Annotated in this window: 14 protein-coding genes and 1 tRNA gene; 2 read left to right on the plus strand and 13 right to left on the minus strand. The window is 61.8% G+C overall.

The window, feature by feature from the left end; translation table 11 throughout:
* From QZ638_RS07525 to fumC, 9 genes are all read right to left on the minus strand, one after another.
* Positions 1-873: a NaeI family type II restriction endonuclease gene (locus tag QZ638_RS07525; RefSeq protein ID WP_295808509.1), complete on the minus strand. Its 873-nt coding sequence runs from the start codon at positions 871-873 to the stop codon at positions 1-3.
* A gap of 40 nt (positions 874-913) precedes the next feature.
* On the minus strand, positions 914-1,882 hold the full coding sequence (locus QZ638_RS07530; RefSeq protein ID WP_295808511.1) for a DNA cytosine methyltransferase: 969 nt from the start codon (positions 1,880-1,882) through the stop codon (positions 914-916).
* A 229-nt stretch (positions 1,883-2,111) separates the two neighbouring features.
* Positions 2,112-2,447 (minus strand): DUF2958 domain-containing protein, encoded by a 336-nt coding sequence (locus QZ638_RS07535; RefSeq protein ID WP_295808512.1) that lies wholly within the window; start codon positions 2,445-2,447, stop codon positions 2,112-2,114.
* 368 nt (positions 2,448-2,815) lie between these two features.
* Positions 2,816-2,892: transfer RNA gene (locus QZ638_RS07540), tRNA-Arg, on the minus strand.
* Positions 2,893-3,032: 140 nt separating this feature from the next.
* Positions 3,033-4,487 carry a HAMP domain-containing sensor histidine kinase gene (locus QZ638_RS07545; protein ID WP_295808513.1) on the minus strand — a complete coding sequence of 485 codons (1,455 nt, stop codon included), beginning with the start codon at positions 4,485-4,487 and terminating at the stop codon, positions 3,033-3,035.
* A gap of 60 nt (positions 4,488-4,547) precedes the next feature.
* On the minus strand, positions 4,548-5,972 hold the full coding sequence (locus QZ638_RS07550; protein WP_295808515.1) for an FAD-dependent oxidoreductase: 1,425 nt from the start codon (positions 5,970-5,972) through the stop codon (positions 4,548-4,550).
* Positions 5,973-5,999: 27 nt separating this feature from the next.
* The gene (locus QZ638_RS07555; protein ID WP_295808517.1) at positions 6,000-6,761 is read right to left on the minus strand and encodes a TVP38/TMEM64 family protein; all 762 of its coding nucleotides are present in this window, start codon (positions 6,759-6,761) and stop codon (positions 6,000-6,002) included.
* A gap of 214 nt (positions 6,762-6,975) precedes the next feature.
* Positions 6,976-7,359 carry a DoxX family protein gene (locus QZ638_RS07560; protein ID WP_295808519.1) on the minus strand — a complete coding sequence of 128 codons (384 nt, stop codon included), beginning with the start codon at positions 7,357-7,359 and terminating at the stop codon, positions 6,976-6,978.
* Positions 7,360-7,563: 204 nt separating this feature from the next.
* Positions 7,564-8,955 carry a class II fumarate hydratase gene (gene fumC, locus QZ638_RS07565; protein WP_295808521.1) on the minus strand — a complete coding sequence of 464 codons (1,392 nt, stop codon included), beginning with the start codon at positions 8,953-8,955 and terminating at the stop codon, positions 7,564-7,566.
* Between the two features lie 258 nt (positions 8,956-9,213).
* Here fumC and QZ638_RS07570 point away from each other — a divergent pair, with 258 nt between their 5' ends.
* Positions 9,214-10,308 (plus strand): ionic transporter y4hA, encoded by a 1,095-nt coding sequence (locus QZ638_RS07570; RefSeq protein ID WP_295808524.1) that lies wholly within the window; start codon positions 9,214-9,216, stop codon positions 10,306-10,308.
* A 93-nt stretch (positions 10,309-10,401) separates the two neighbouring features.
* Here QZ638_RS07570 and groL read toward each other — a convergent pair whose 3' ends face one another.
* From groL to QZ638_RS07585, 3 genes are all read right to left on the minus strand, one after another.
* Entirely contained in the window at positions 10,402-12,051 is a 1,650-nt protein-coding gene (gene groL, locus QZ638_RS07575) for a chaperonin GroEL (protein WP_295808525.1), read from the minus strand.
* A gap of 61 nt (positions 12,052-12,112) precedes the next feature.
* The gene (gene groES / locus QZ638_RS07580) at positions 12,113-12,409 is read right to left on the minus strand and encodes a co-chaperone GroES (protein WP_295808527.1); all 297 of its coding nucleotides are present in this window, start codon (positions 12,407-12,409) and stop codon (positions 12,113-12,115) included.
* A 229-nt stretch (positions 12,410-12,638) separates the two neighbouring features.
* Positions 12,639-13,277, minus strand: coding sequence for a DNA-3-methyladenine glycosylase I (locus QZ638_RS07585; protein ID WP_295808529.1), 639 nt, complete (start codon positions 13,275-13,277; stop codon positions 12,639-12,641).
* Positions 13,278-13,541: 264 nt separating this feature from the next.
* Between QZ638_RS07585 and QZ638_RS07590 the strand changes: the two genes are divergently transcribed.
* Positions 13,542-14,360: a L,D-transpeptidase gene (locus QZ638_RS07590; RefSeq protein ID WP_295808531.1), complete on the plus strand. Its 819-nt coding sequence runs from the start codon at positions 13,542-13,544 to the stop codon at positions 14,358-14,360.
* Positions 14,361-14,441: 81 nt separating this feature from the next.
* On the opposite strand, the gene glcF is transcribed toward QZ638_RS07590, so the two are convergent.
* The gene (gene glcF / locus QZ638_RS07595; protein ID WP_295808532.1) at positions 14,442-15,785 is read right to left on the minus strand and encodes a glycolate oxidase subunit GlcF; all 1,344 of its coding nucleotides are present in this window, start codon (positions 15,783-15,785) and stop codon (positions 14,442-14,444) included.
* Positions 15,786-15,844 lie beyond the last annotated feature (59 nt).

The following is a 15,844-nucleotide window of genomic DNA, read 5'->3' on the forward strand; positions in this document are numbered from 1 at the left end:
CTAGTCGATGTGCCCGATCCGCCGCAGATAGCTAACCTCGTCGGTGCTTTTCGGCGTGTACGAGATGAACTCTTCTCTGGTCACCAGTCCAAGGCCGAGATGCTTGATGGGCTCCTGGTCATAGACACCAGAGAAAATGGCTATGCCCTTGGGTGCGAGAATGTCTCGTGCACCTCCATTGCGGCGGATCCGTTTCATGTAATCAAGCTGCCGCGCCAGTCCTTGAATCTGTACGCGCGAGATGGGTCGGCCCTGCACCATCTCGAACAATGCAGCTATCCTCGCCGAACCTCCGCCGGCATTGATGAGCGCCTTTCTCTGGCTATCGCTCAGAAGTTGCCAGAAGTTCACCGGATACGGGTGCTGCCTAAGCATCCACCAGATGTTGGCTGCTCCCGCAGCCGATACCCCACGCTTGGCATCCTGGTTCTGACCAGGATTCAGGTAACCGTCGTGCAGCACTGCCACGCCGATGTCACAGAGCGACTTTGCTTCACTGGACCGGATCAGCAGAGCCGGCCTACCGACATTCTCCCGAGGAATGGACCAGTTTGTCCCCATGGTGTTTTTGATATCGACCTCAGCGCCTTTCACGTTCATGTCGAGAACGCTGCCCTTGCTGAATTTCAGGAAGGCCCGAACAAGGATCTCGACCTTCGTTCCGAGATAGGTCTTCTCCGTCTTCTCCGTTTGCTCCAGAAGAAAACGCCCCGTGCGAGGGGTGTCGATCACTTCATCGATCGCAGTCCGGAGGATAATCGGGATATTGACTTCAAACTCATCCCGGCCCCCTGCCGCCTCATAGATCGCCTTAACGATAGGGTGGACAGAAGCATAATCCGGATGGGTAGAATCGAGCGGTAGGGTTGCCATGTCCGCGAGATCTTACGGACATGGCGGGAAGAGATCCAGTCTAAGCTGGGATGGCGACGGGGAATACTGTCCGCCTTTCCATTGCTTCGCGCAGCTTCCCAGCAACCGCCTTGGCGACGGGCGGCGGGAAGGCGTTTCCTACTTGTCGATAAGCAGCGGTTTTACGGCCATGAAACTGCCACGCGTCATCGAAACCTTGGATACGCGCAGCCATCCGGACGGTTAGGCGAGGCATGCCCACGAAATCACGCTCGGGCGCTTCCTCAGCAAGGCTCTTGCCATTTACGCCCAGCGTTGCCCACGCTGCGCGGGCTCGCGTAGGGCCAAGGTCCGGACCTCCGTGCTTCTTTGAACCGCCGACTAGGGTCGGCGCGATCTCGTCGGCGCGTTTCGCCCACTTCTTCGCACCTCTCCAGCCATTCGCAGCCATGAGGTCGTGCAACCTTTCGCCGACCGTGGGCGCGTCATGGGGACTCGGGGTCGGCCATTCGAAATTGTCCTTGATGTCGTCACGAAGCGCAACAATGACGACGCGAGGGCGAAGCTGTGGAACGCCGTAGTCGGAAGCGTTCAGGAGCCGCCAGTGCGCGTCATAGCCGAGTTTCTTGAGCTCGCCCTTGATGAAGCCGCGATAGTCCTCGAAAACGGCATCGAGAAATCCCCTAACGTTTTCGATCATGACCGCCTTCGGGCGTGTCTCGTCCACAAGGCGGATTGCAGCAGGGAATAGATTGCGCTCGTCGTCTTTGCCGAGTTGCTTGCCCGCGACGGAAAAGGGAGGGCATGGCAGCCCTCCGGCCAGAAGATCGACACCCTTGTACTGTTTGCCATCGAAGGGATTCAGGTCTTCCTCATGGACGGTCCATTCAGGGCGGTTCAGCCGCAGTGTTTTGCAACAGTCGGGATCGATCTCCACAAGCCCCGCATGGCCGAATCCTGCTTGCTCAAGGCCGCTCGCTTGCCCGCCAGCGCCGGCGCACAGTTCCAATGATGTCAACTGCGATTCCATGCAGTCCCTCCCTGCCGAATCGTTGGCACAAAACAAGAACACGAAATGATTAGCACTCAGTTAAGTCCAAGTAAAACGAGTGCGGCCCCTGTGAGTCACTCTGTCGCATCAGCATCCGACAGGCCAGTGACGGGACGACGCTTCCACAGATCAATCGTCGCTCCGCCTCAATGACACCTATCGGTGTCATTCTCAATTTGAGGCGAAGTACCGGGAAGTTGGATCGTCGCTAGGCGACGATCCTGCCACGCTGCCGGGCTTCCTCGGCGTATGCCGAAAGCGGTCGGTCGGCTCGGAAATGCCTGTCGCGTTCGACCAAGAGGCGGAGGGGGCCGCGCAATGCCTGGATTTCGGAAAGGCTCGCGTAGCCGAGTTCCGGAGTGCCGTGGCCGAGGTCACAAAGCCCGAAAAGGGTGTCCTGATCGGGCGCGAGCTCCGTGAAAAGCCATGTGGCGCTAGCGTCCGGGGTGAAGAATTTGACCACTGGCTTGTGATCCCGTTCGCGCTGCGCGGTCAGGTCCGCGTTGCGGCGTAGATGAGTACGGAGTTCGTTCGTGAGTAGCATCGCCTTAGCCTCCAAATCAGCCGCCCCATGCGGCCGTTCTGGAAGCCGGAGACATCGGGGCTTAGGACTGCCTAGCTGGGTGACCGCAGGGAACGCTTGCGCCTGCCCATTGGCGGGCAGTCCGACCGATGCAGAGGGAAGTCACAGGAACGGCGCGGGAGCGGCTGAACCGGAGGCTATGGCAGGACAGGAAGGGCGGCGAGGACGGCAGAAGGCAATGCGGATGAACCACGTTGGACGGTGGAGGGCCTGCAACATCCCCGTGAGAACTTGGTTCAGGCTTGGTTCAGACGGCAAAATCGGGCGAAAGACCGTTGTCGCGGACGCTGCGCCAAGGCCAATTTATCCAGTGCTTTCAAAGGATTGAATGGCGCGCCCGAAAGGATTCGAACCTCTGACCCCCAGATTCGTAGTCTGGTGCTCTATCCAGCTGAGCTACGGGCGCGTCGTCGCCTGAGCGACGGTCGAAGCAGACATCGCTGCCGCCGACCGCGGTTACCTAACGAGTGCGGCGCAGAATTGCAAGCGCTATCGACGGAATTTTCTCGATAACTGCACAGCCCGCCGACACACGATGCGGGCAGGTCAGGCGGTAAGCGTTCCATCGGGAATGCTGATGGCAAAAAGCGTATGTCCGCCAACGCTTTCCACCAACTCCAGCGCGCCGCCATGGGCGCGCACCAGCTCCTGGGCGATGGCGAGGCCAAGACCCGTGCCGCCGCTCTTGGCGGAGCCGCGGAAGGGGGCGAAGAGGTTTTCGCGCGCCTTCTGGGGCAGGCCGGGACCCGTATCGCTCACAAAGATGCGGGCGGTGTGATCCGTGTGCTCGGCCGAGACGGTCAGGCGTTTGATGACAGAGGGATCGCTGTCGCCCGTCATCGCCTGGACGGCGTTGCGGCAGAGATTCGCGAGCACCCGGAAGAGATGTTCGGAATCGGCACTGATCTCGAAATCCTCGCTCACCGCATTGGCGAATTCGATCCGGTTGTCCGCGTCGAGCGGCAGAACGCTGCGCACCTCCTCGATCAGCGCGTGAAGGCGCAGCCGGCGGCGGCTGGGCGGGGCTTCCTGGGTGCGCCCGTAATTGAGCACACCTTCGGAATAGGTCACGGCGCGGTCGAGCGTGCGCAACAGGCGCGGGGTGAGCGTCTTGACCGCCGGGTCATCGATCGTGCTCAACCGGTCGGAGATGAGATGCGCGGAAGCCAGCATGTTGCGCATGTCGTGGTTGATCTTGGAGACGGCCAGTCCGAGGTCGGCCAGGCGTTTCTGTTCGCCCAGCGTCTTCTGCAGGGCCGACTGCATGCGCGCGAGTTCGCGTTCCGCCACGCCGATTTCGTCGCCCCGGTTCTCCGGCGCGATGACGCGGCGCGGGTCTTCCGGCGCGGCTGCGAAAGACAGCATGGACTGTGTCATATCGCGGATCGGGCGGATCATGATCCGGTTGATCGCGTAAAAAACCAGCGTTGCGGTGAAGAGCGAGATGATCAGCGACAGAAACGCGACATTGCGGGCATAGGTGAGCATGGCGTCCCGGAGGCCGGTGTCGGGGATCAGAATCTCGAAGATCTTGCCCGTGTCGCCCACGGTGCCGAAGATGCGGAACACCCGGTCGCCGCCGAAGAAGAGCGTGGCGAAGGTGCGGGCGATGGCGGCGGGTGGCGTGATCGCGTCGAGGTCTATGTGCTCGTCCACTTCCGGCGGCATGTCGGAGACGACGAGAATGCGCGACACATCCGCGTCGCGCACGGCGATCGCCTTCACGCCGGTTGCCATCAGAAGTTCGTCGCGGATCGGCGGTGCGAGTTTTTCGTCCTCACCCTCCATCAGGATGATGCTGACGGCAGCCGCATTGTCGAGGCGCTGTTGCATCCACTGCATGCCGAAATTGGCAACCGAGGGAATGAAGATCAGCACCTCGGCGATCATCACGAAGAGCACGGTCAGAACGAGAAGCTTGGTCGACAGGCCGCGCGTAAGGGGAACCGAGCCTGTCTCACGCGGCTGTTCTCTGGTGTCGCCCGCCATTCTGTCTGCCATCGCTCAGCGTTTTCCGGGGCCGCTTGCGGCTCTTGTGTTGTCCACACGCCTCGATGCGCCTCAGCCGAAACGGCGCAGGAACCGCACGAGCGCGCGCACCAGAGGTTTGCGTGTCGTCTCCGTGAAATACGTGATCGCCGCCCGTTTGCCAATCTCGGTCATGGTCGGATAGGGAGCGACATAGCCGGCGACATCGCGCACGCCGAGCTTCTGAGAAAGGGCGAGCGCCCAGAAATTGATCATTTCGCCCGCATTGGCACCGGCGATGGAGGCGCCGAGAATGCGCCCCTTGCGGTCGGTGACGAGCTTGATCAGTCCCTCGGTTTTGCGCTCGGCCTGGGCGCGGTCGTTTTCCGCATATGGCCAGCGCAGAATGTTGATCTTGCGATGGCGTTTGCGCGCTTCCTCCTCGGTGAGCCCCACATGGGCGATTTCAGGGTCCGTATAGGTCGCCCAAGGGATGATAGCGCGGTTCTCGCGGGCGGGAAGGCGAAAAAGCAGGGCACGCACCACCAGTCCGGCATGATAGCCGGCCACATGGGTGAACTGCAGGCCGCCCGCCACATCGCCGATGGCGTAGACCCGGCGATTGCTTGTGCGCAGTTTGTCGGAAACCGTGACGCCGCTTGCGCTGTGTTTTATCCCGGCCTTGTCGAGATTCAGTGCGGCGATGTTGGGCGTGCGTCCGACGGCGACGAGGAGATGCGAACCGTCCAGGCTGCGTTCGCCGTCTGCATCCTCGACATGAACGCGCACGCCTGAACGGCCGCGCCGTTCCACCCGGGTGACCCTGGTGTGCTCGAGCAGGTGGACGCCCTCGCTGCGGATGTTTCGCAGCGCAAAGGCGGTCAGCTCCGGATCGTCCTTGCCGAGTGCGGTCAGGGCTTCAACCACGGTGACCTCACAGCCCAGACGGCGGTGCGCCTGCGCCAGTTCCATGCCGATGGGGCCGCCGCCGATCACGATCAGATGCGCGGGCCTGCGCGTCTGCGCGAAGATTGTCTCGTTGGTGAGAAACGGGATCGTCTCGAGGCCCGGAATGGGCGGAACCAGCGGTGAGGATCCGGTGGCGATGACGAAACGGCGCGCGCGGATCTCGTGGTCACCAGCGATCACCGTGCGGCTATCCTTGAAGCGCGCTTCCTCCTGTATAACCTGCACGCCGAGCGCAGTGAAACGCTCGACGGAATCGTTGGGTGCTATGGCGGCGATGGTTTCCTCCACATGCTTCATCACCCGGCGAAAATTAATCTCCGCCTCTGCGGGCGCGATGCCGAAGGCCGCGCCGCTCTGCATGAGATGAGCCTGTTTGCCAGCGGCGATCAGAGCCTTGGAGGGCACGCAGCCATAATTGAGGCAGTCGCCGCCCATCTTGCCGCGCTCGACAAGAACGACCGGCACGCCGAAAGCGGCCGCCGCCGCCGCTACGGTGAGGCCGCCGGAGCCGGCGCCGATAACGCAAATATCGGGAGTGAGGAGGTTCATGAACGCGGTCTCTCAGTTGTTCGGCAGTCAGGCGTCGGGCGAGCGGCGCAGCTTCTTCACCACGACCGGGATCGCGGCAGTCAGCGCCAGAGCCGCGAAAGCGAGGGTGAGTTGCGGCGTCACCAAATCGCCGAGCGTCACCGCGCGCCCGGCTTCGGCCGCGGCGACCAGAACGCTGTCCAGACCGTGGCCCAGATAGGCATAGGCGAAGGTGCCCGGCAGAATGCCCAGAAATGTCGCCGTTGCATAGGTGCGCAGCCGGACGTTGAACAGCGCCGGTGCAATGTTGACGACCCAGAAAGGAAAAACGGGCGCAAGCCGCAGCACCAGAAGATAGTTGAAGGCATCTTCCTCGAAGCCCTTGGCCATACGCGAGACGCGGCCGCCGATCTTCCGCGTCAAAGCGCCCGAAAGCGCCCCGCGCGCGGCGAGAAACACGGCAGAGGCGCCGGCGGTGGCCGCCACCGCCACCAGCGCGCCGCCGAGCAGCCAGCCGAACAGAAAGCCGGCAAATAGAGTGAGGATGGAAGCGGCAGGAAAGGAGAAAGCGACCGCCAGCGCGTAAAGCAGGGCAAAGCCGAGCGGAGCGAGGATCGGATTTTCCGCCACGTAACCGCGCAGCATCTCCCGGCTTTCCGAGAGAAAATCGAGCGACAGATACTGATGCAGTCCCAGTGCGTAGCCGCCGGCGAGACCTGCCAGAACAACGAGCAGCGGCACGAAGCGCCTCACGGTAGAGTGCCTTGCATTGTCGTGCTTGTCGTTCTCGGTCGTCTGCATCACTGTCATCTTTCGGATCTCCGCCGCCTGCCGTCCGGTGTCTGCGGCCACTGGCCGTACATGCGTGCTGAGACCGGTCTGTGCAACGAAAGATACACGGTCTCACTGCCTTTTGAGAGGCGGCCGCGCCGGCCTCACCGATCCGTGAAGGTGCGAAAACGTGTCCGAAGACGAAAAAAGCCCGCTCGAAAGCGGGCTTTCCAACCGATGTCTTTTCTTCGGGTCAGGCTTTTGCTCGTTCCAGGGAGAGTGCGCCGGGACCGAAGGCGGCCAGCACGAGAAGGCCGCCGGCCATGGAGAGGTTCTTCATGAACATGATGCTCTGCATCTGATCTGCGAAATCGAAATGTGCAATCACGCCGGAAGCGACACAGAACAGCGCCAGAAGCAGGGCGGCGATGCGCGTCTGAAAGCCGACCAGGATGGCGATCCCGCCGAGAAGTTCGAGCAAGGCGACGACCCATGCCGTGACGACCGGCAGGGGCAGGCCGATGTTGCCGAAGTAACCGGCTGTGCCGCCGATGCCGGTGATCTTGCCATAACCGGAGACGATGAAGATGACCGATATCAGGATCCGGCCAATGAGAACGAGAGCGTTTTGAGACATTGCTGGGTTTCCACTTAAGATAAATCGAATGCGTTGATCGCGGATATACTCGAGACCATTGTGTAAGAAAACTGCCCCAGTGTTTACGGTGTGTTATCGGAAACGATGACAATCCGCATTGCCTTCCACCCGGAAGGATCACCACCGGCCTGAAACGGTTCGTCAGGCCAGTGGTCGTTTGCAGGAAGAGAAAATGAGCGGGCCTCAGGCCGGCGCGATCATCTTCTCAGGCCGCACGAGCCGGTCGTAATCCTCTTCGGAGACGAGCCCGCTCTTGAGGGCTTCCTCGCGCAGCGTGGTGCCGTTCTTGTGCGCGGCCTTGGCGATGGCGGCCGCGTTGTCGTAGCCGATGGCCGGCGCGAGCGCGGTGACCAGCATGAGCGAGCGCTGCATCAGGTCGCCAATGCGGGTCTCGTCTGCCTCGATGCCCTTTACGCAATTGTCCGCAAACGAACGCATCGCGTCGGTCAGGATGCGGATCGACTGCAGTACGGCGTTGGCAACGACCGGTTTGAACACGTTGAGCTCGAAGTGCCCCTGGCTGGCGGCAATGCTGACGGTGGTCTGGTTGCCCATCACCTGGGTGGCGACCATGGTCAGTGCCTCGGCCTGGGTGGGGTTCACCTTGCCGGGCATGATGGACGAGCCGGGTTCGTTTTCCGGAAGTTTCAATTCACCGAGGCCCGAGCGCGGGCCGGAGCCCAGGAAGCGGATGTCGTTGGCGATCTTGAAGAGATCTGCGGCAAGCGCGTTCAGCATGCCGTGGAAGGCGTTCAGCGCTCCATGGCTCGCCAGCGCCTCGAACTTGTTCCCGGCGGTCCGGAAGGGCAGGCCGGTAATGGTGGCGACCTTCGCGGCGAACGCCTTGTCGAAACCGATGGGCGCGTTGAGGCCGGTGCCGACGGCGGTGCCGCCCTGCGCCAGCGCGTAGACATCGTTCAGGCTTTCTTCAATGCGCTTCGCGCCCAGCTTGAGGGCTGCCACATAGCCGGAAAACTCCTGGCCGAGCGTGAGCGGGGTGGCATCCTGCGTATGCGTGCGGCCGATCTTCACGATGCCGTCGAACGCGCTGGCCTTCTCTTCGAGCGCCTCGGTCAGATACTGGAGCGCCGGCAGCAGCTCTTCGGCGGCCTCGCGGCCGGCAGCGATGTGCATGGCGGTGGGGAAGGTGTCGTTTGAAGACTGGCCCATATTGACGTGATCGTTGGGGTGGACGGGCTGCTTGGACCCCATCTCGCCGCCCAGTATCTCGATGGCCCGGTTGGAGATCACCTCATTGGTGTTCATGTTCGACTGGGTGCCGGAGCCGGTCTGCCAGACAGAAAGCGGAAAATGATCGTCGAGCTTGCCGGCAACCACTTCCCGGGCAGCCTCGATCATGGCTTTGCCGCGCTCGCTGTCGAGCTTGCCGTTCTCGAGATTGGCTTCGGCCGCGGCCTGTTTGACGATGCCGAGGGCACGAACCAGCGGAACAGGCATTTTTTCGGTGCCGATCTTGAAATTGCCCAGCGACCGTTGCGTTTGCGCGCCCCAATAGCGGTCGGCGGCAACCTCCAACGGGCCGAATGTGTCTGTCTCGGTGCGGGTCTTGGACATGCGATCGTGCTCCATTGTCATTTCGCGTCGGGAGGGCCGGTGCAGCCTCAACCGCGCTGCCGTCTCTACCCGAAAAGTGCTGCCGTTTAATGGCGCGGGCGAGGGAATTTGGCAATAGCTCCCACCGCAAGCCGGTGGATCGCATTTCTTGTTGCCGGCAAACTGTTCATTGCGCTCTTTTCCAGCATTGGATTATCACAAGCGATATATTGCGCCGGCGGCGCTCCTATTCGTTCATGCCTATCCGTTGGGGGAATCGTGTTCAGACATTTTGCGAATGCACAAGCCGTTCGGACCTCCGGCCCTCCGTTTGCCGCTGCGCTTCTGGCCGTGGGAATGCACGCGGGTTTGCTCGAGGAAACCAACATCGTCTTTCTCCTGCTGGCTGGGCCGTTGCTGGTCGCCACCGTGTTTTCGTCGGTGCACTTTGCCGAAATTGTCTCCTTGCGTATCGGCCAGCCCTTCGGGTCGGTGCTGCTGGCGGTCGCCGTGACCGTTATCGAAGCGTCCCTGATCATTTCCATGATGCTATCTCCATCGGAAGGAGACCCGACAGTGGCGCGCGACACGGTGTTCTCGACCGTCATGCTGGTTTTGAACGGGGTGATCGGCCTCTGCCTGCTCACAGGCGGTTTGCGCCATCGTCAGCAATCGTTCCAGAGCCAGGGCGCGGTGGCGGCGTTCAGCGTGCTCGGCACTCTGGCGACGCTGACACTGATCCTGCCCAATTTCACGCTTGCGGTGAAGGGGCCTTACTATTCGACGGTGCAACTGGTTTTCGTCACCGTCGTTTCGCTTCTTCTCTACGGCATTTTTCTGTTCGTCCAGACGGTGCGTCACCGCGGTGACTTTCTCGACATTGCCGTCGAGGATACCAACCTTCATGAGAGGCCGAGCCTGAAAGACGCAGTCTGGAGCGGCGGCATGCTGGCGGTGTCGCTTCTCATGGTCATCGTTCTGGCCGAGGCGCTGGCGCCGGTGATCGAGGAAGGCGTTTTCGCGCTGGGGCTGGCGGAATCCTTCGTCGGTCTGGTCATCGCCGCCGTGGTGCTGCTGCCAGAAGGCGTGACAGCCGTTCGCGCAGCGGCCAACAATCGGTTGCAGACCAGCATGAACGTGGCGACCGGCTCGGCGCTCGCCAGCGTTGGCCTGTCGATCCCGACGATTGCCGTGGCGTCGCTGATTTTCGGCGAGCCGATCACATTGGGCCTCGACCCGGAGCATACCGTGCTTCTGGTGTTGTCGCTGTTCGTGGGAATGCTCACGCTGGCGGTCGGCCGCACCACGATCATGCAGGGGGCGGTGCATCTGGTGGTGTTCTTCTGTTTTCTTCTCCTGGCGGCCGTTCCCTGAAGAACGCATTTTTTGACAACGAAAAAGGTTTTGACAAAGAAAAAGGGCGCCCCGAAAGGAGCGCCCTCTTTTTTCATGCGATGTGCGACCGGCTTAGAAGCCCATGCCGCCCATGCCGCCCATACCGCCCATGTCGCCGCCGGGCATAGCCGGAGCCGCTTCCTTCTTGGGCAGCTCGGCAACCATGGCCTCGGTGGTGACGAGCAGGCCGGCGACCGAAGCGGCGTCCTGCAGCGCGGTGCGGACGACCTTCATCGGGTCGACGATGCCCATGGCGATCATGTCGCCATACTCACCGGTCTGAGCGTTGTAGCCGAAGGTGACCTCGGTGTTCTCGAGGATTTTGCCGGCAACGATGGAAGCCTCGGCGCCGGCGTTCGCGGCGATCTGGCGTGCCGGAGCCTGAACGGCGCGGCGCACGATGTTGATGCCGGCGTCCTGGTCTGCGTTGTCGCCCTTCGCCTTGATCTGGGCGGATGCACGCAGAAGCGCGGTGCCGCCACCGGGGACGATGCCTTCCTCGACTGCAGCGCGGGTCGCGTTGAGCGCGTCGTCGACGCGGTCCTTGCGTTCCTTCACCTCGACCTCGGTCGAACCGCCGACGCGGATCACGGCAACGCCGCCAGCGAGCTTGGCAAGACGCTCCTGCAGCTTTTCGCGGTCGTAGTCGGAAGACGTATCTTCGATCTGCTGCTTGATCTGGGCAACGCGGCCCTCGATCTCGGACTTCTGACCGGCGCCATCGACGATGGTCGTGTTCTCCTTGGAGATCGAGACCTTCTTGGCGCGGCCGAGCATGTCGAGGGTGACGTTCTCGAGCTTGATGCCGAGATCTTCGGAAATGACCTGGCCGCCGGTGAGGATCGCGATGTCCTCGAGCATGGCCTTGCGGCGGTCGCCGAAGCCCGGAGCCTTCACGGCAGCGATCTTCAGGCCGCCACGCAGCTTGTTGACGACGAGCGTGGCCAGAGCCTCGCCTTCCACGTCCTCAGCAATGATGATGAGCGGCTTGGACGACTGAACGACCGATTCCAGAACCGGCAGCATGGCCTGCAGGTTGGAAAGCTTCTTCTCGTGGAGCAGGATGTACGCGTCGTCGAGCTCGGCGATCATCTTCTCCGGGTTGGTCACGAAGTAAGGGGAGAGGTAGCCGCGGTCGAACTGCATGCCCTCGACCACTTCGAGCTCGGTCTCGGCGGTCTTGGCTTCCTCGACGGTGATGACACCCTCGTTGCCGACCTTCTGCATGGCCTCGGAGATCATGTCGCCGATCTCTGCCTCACCGTTCGCGGAAATGGTGCCGACCTGGGCAACTTCACCGGAGGTGTTGATCTTCTTCGCGGCCGAGCCGAGATACGCGACGACGTCGGCAACAGCCTTGTCGATGCCGCGCTTCAGGTCCATCGGGTTCATGCCGGCGGCAACGGCCTTGGCACCTTCCTGAACGATCGACTGAGCGAGAACCGTGGCGGTCGTCGTGCCGTCGCCGGCGGTGTCGTTGGTCTTGGAAGCGACCTCGCGCACCATCTGTGCGCCCATGTTCTCGAACTTGTCCTCAAGCTCGATTTCCTTGGCAACCGTCACACCGTCCTTGGTGATGCGCGGCGCGCCGAAGGACTTGTCGATGACGACGTTGCGGCCTTTCGGGCCGAGGGTCACCTTCACCGCATCGGCGAGGATGTTCACGCCCTTGAGCATGCGCTCGCGCGCGTCGCGGGCAAATTTTACGTCTTTTGCAGCCATATTTCTCTAGCTCCTGAGCTTCTCGAGAAACTCTGTTACCGTTGTGATGTGGTGGCGTGAATTAACCGATGACGCCCATGATGTCGGATTCCTTCATGATCAGGAGATCCTCGCCATTGAGCTTGACTTCGGTGCCGGACCACTTGCCGAAGAGCACGCGGTCGCCAGACTTCACGTCCAGCGGAACCACCTTGCCGGCCTCGTCACGCGCGCCGGAACCGACAGCGACGATCTCGCCTTCCTGCGGCTTTTCCTTGGCGGTGTCCGGGATGATGATCCCACCTGCCGTCTTCTCTTCGGATTCGACCCGGCGGACGACCACACGGTCATGAAGCGGGCGAAAATTCGTGTTGGCCATGTTCTCTGAACCCTTGATTCGGATGATGAATTAGGCTTTTCCTCCGTCCGGCGGATGCCGAACCTGTCGTTAGCACTCCCTTGTAAAGAGTGCTAACGCGGCTTTGAGATAGTGAGCGGCTCTTTCCGAGTCAAGATTTTCATGCGTGGGTCGCGGCACATTTTTTACCGCAGCCGTTCTGCGACGGCTGCCCCGGCTCCCTGTCTCCCCGAGACGAATGCGTCCGGCTTCAAATCGGCCTGCTGAAAGCCGCCCGCTTCTGCTCCACCGCCGCACGGCAAGAGCAACCCTCGATATGATCGTTGACGAGCCCCATCGCCTGCATGAAGGCGTAGACCGTGGTGGGGCCGACGAAAGACCAGCCGCGTTTCTTCAAGTCCTTGGAAAGGCGCGTCGAGATTTCGGTTGTCGGATTGGCAATCAGCGTTTTGTAATCGACGGGGTCGGGGCGTTCGTGCGGTTGCGGTTCATGGCTCCAGAAATATCGGGCGAGCGAGCCTTCCTTCTTGCACAGTTCGATGGCGCGCTGCGCGTTGTTGATGGTGGAGCGGATTTTGCCGCCGTGGCGCACAATGCCCGCATTGCCGAGCAGGCGTTCGACATCCTTTTCGGTAAAGCGGGCCACCCGCTCGAAGTCGAAACCGTCGAAGGCCTCACGAAAATTCTCGCGCTTGCGCAGGATCGTCAGCCAGGAAAGACCGGACTGGAAACCCTCCAGGCAGATCTTCTCGAACAATCGGTGATCGTCGGTGACCGGGTGACCCCATTCATTGTCGTGATACTCCAGATAGTCGGGCAGCTCGCCCGGCCAGAAGCATCGGGTTTTGCCGTCAGCACCCAGGATCAGCCCGGTTTTTTCTTCGCTCATGTGCCCAAAGTTCCTTGGTTAATGTGAAATCAGCCCGTTTTAGCGATATGTTCACCAGCTTTTTGAACATCCCGGTAACCACGCCAAACGGTTTTCCTGAAACATGGCATTTTACGAAAATCGATTCACCATTCGGTTGCAGCTTCGAGTCAGCATCCTGACACGGACAGGCGCATAAATTGCGTCTGGCCGCCGCCGCCACCCGTTTCCCGCAAAAGCGCGTGGCCAGTTTGGTCTATCACGAATGGTAGAGAGAAGTTTGTCATGAAGTCGATGATGTCCGCGGCCGGCCTTGTTGCCGCGCTGCTGTTTTCCTGGGGGGCGCAGGCCCAGGATCGATATGTGGAGCCGCCGCCGGTTCTCGTCAGTCCTGATCTTTCGGCACCCTGGGTGATGCAGTTGCGCCGTACGCCGGTTCAGGCGCAACATCGCAATCATCAGGCCGGTGAGTATCGCAACTACCAGCGTGCCCGCAATGCACGCCAGCGCCACACGGCGCGCCGCGATTATCAGGCGAGCCGTCAGCAGGCGATCCGCAATGCTGTGCAGGCGCAGCGCTCCCAGGCGCAGCCTTCGCAGCAGGTGGCTTATGTCCCCCGGGTCAGCGAGCGCTCCTGGCGCATGAACGATCCCAAATGGCTGCCACAGGTGGTCGAATATCCGAGCAGGCATGCGCCCGGCACCATTGTCGTCGACACCGGACAGCGCTTTCTGTTTCTTGTCCTAAAGGGCGGCAAGGCGAAGCGCTATGGCGTCGGCGTCGGCAAGGAGGGGTTCGGCTGGACGGGAACGGAAAAGGTTTCCCGCAAGCGCGAATGGCCGGACTGGCGTCCGCCGGCTGAGATGATCGCGCGTGAAAAGGAAAAGGGCCGCATCCTGCCCGCGCATATGAAAGGCGGTCCGGCCAATCCGCTTGGCGCGCGTGCACTCTATCTGGGCTCGACCCTTTATCGCATCCACGGCACAAATGCGCCGTGGACCATCGGTCGCGCCGTTTCGTCCGGCTGCATCCGCATGCGCAATGAGGATGTGATGGACTTGTACAACCGCATTCCGGTCGGAACCAAGGTGGTGGTGATCTGACCGGTTGAGCGGGGGATGCCCGGCACGGGGACTGCCGGGCGACTGGAAAGGGCGATGCTTGGGGGAGCATCGCCCTTTTTCCTATTCGGCGGCCGTCATTGCCGGCGCTTCTCTTTCGACAGTCGTGACCGCATCGGGAATGGAAGCCGGTCTCGGCCCGCCATAGGCCCAGTCCAAAAGCTCTACCGTGTGCACGATGGGTGTGTCGGTGGCCGAACCGATCTGTGTCATGCAGCCGATGTTGCCGGTGGCGATGAGGGTGGCGCCCGTCGCTTCGATGTTCTTTACCTTGCGTTCGCGCAATCGCGCGGCGATCTCCGGCTGGAGAATGTTGTAGGTGCCGGCCGAGCCGCAGCACAGATGTCCCTCGCGCGGCTCGCGCACGGCAAACCCCGCGCTGCGCAGAAGCGTGCGGGGCGCGCGGCTTATCTTCTGGCCATGCTGCATCGAACAGGCCGAATGATAGGCGATCGCCAAGCCCGGCTCGATGGCCGGCTCCGGGAGTTTCTGCGTTTCGAGATACTCGGTAATGTCCTTGGTCAGCGCCGAGACACGGGCCGCCTTTTCGGCATATGCGGTATCGAGCCGCAGCATATGGCCATAATCCTTGACCGTTGTGCCGCAGCCGGACGCGGTGATGATGATCGCATCAAGCCCGCCTGCCTCGATCTCACGCGTCCAGGCGTCGACATTGCGCCGTGCCGCCGCCAGCGCGTCGTCTTCGCGGCCCATATGATGCACCAGCGCACCGCAGCAGCCTTCCCCTTCCGGATTCTGTACCGTCTCGATGCCGAGGCGTGCAAGCAGCCGGACCGTCGCAGCGTTGATGGCGGGATCGAGGACGGACTGGGCGCAGCCCGTCAAAAGCGCAACGCGTCCGCGCGGCGCGCCTGAGACCGTCGGGGTGTCGCTCGCGGATCGCGGAAGGCTGTGCGGAGCGAGATCGAGCATCGCCGCCACCGGGCGCAGGCCCGGCAACAAGCGAAACAGCCCGGCGAACGGGCGCCCGAAACGCGCAAGCTTCAAAGCCGCACGGAAGCGGGACGGGTAGGGCAGGATCTGCGCCAGAACCGAGCGTGTCAGTCGGTCGAGCAGGGGGCGTCGATAAGTCTTCTCGATATGCGCTCGCGCGTGGTCCACCAGATGCATATAGTTCACGCCCGAAGGGCAGGTGGTCATACAGGCCAGGCAGGAGAGACAGCGATCGATGTGGGTGACGGTCTCCCTGTCTGCCGCCCTGTCGTTCTCCAGCATGTCCTTGATCAGGTAGATGCGCCCGCGCGGGCTGTCGAGCTCGTTGCCAAGCGTGACATAGGTCGGGCAGGTTGCAGTGCAGAAGCCGCAATGCACGCATTTGCGCAAGATCTTTTCCGACTCCGCGACATCCGGGTCGGCAAGCTGCTCCGGGGTGAAATTGGTCTGCACGGGGCCTCTTCTAGATCAGCCAGCTCTGCGGATTCTTGATCGGCTCCCTGCGCCCCCCC

Origin of the sequence: uncultured Nitratireductor sp. (genome assembly GCF_913053745.1) — a bacterium.
Taxonomy (GTDB): domain Bacteria; phylum Pseudomonadota; class Alphaproteobacteria; order Rhizobiales; family Rhizobiaceae; genus Nitratireductor.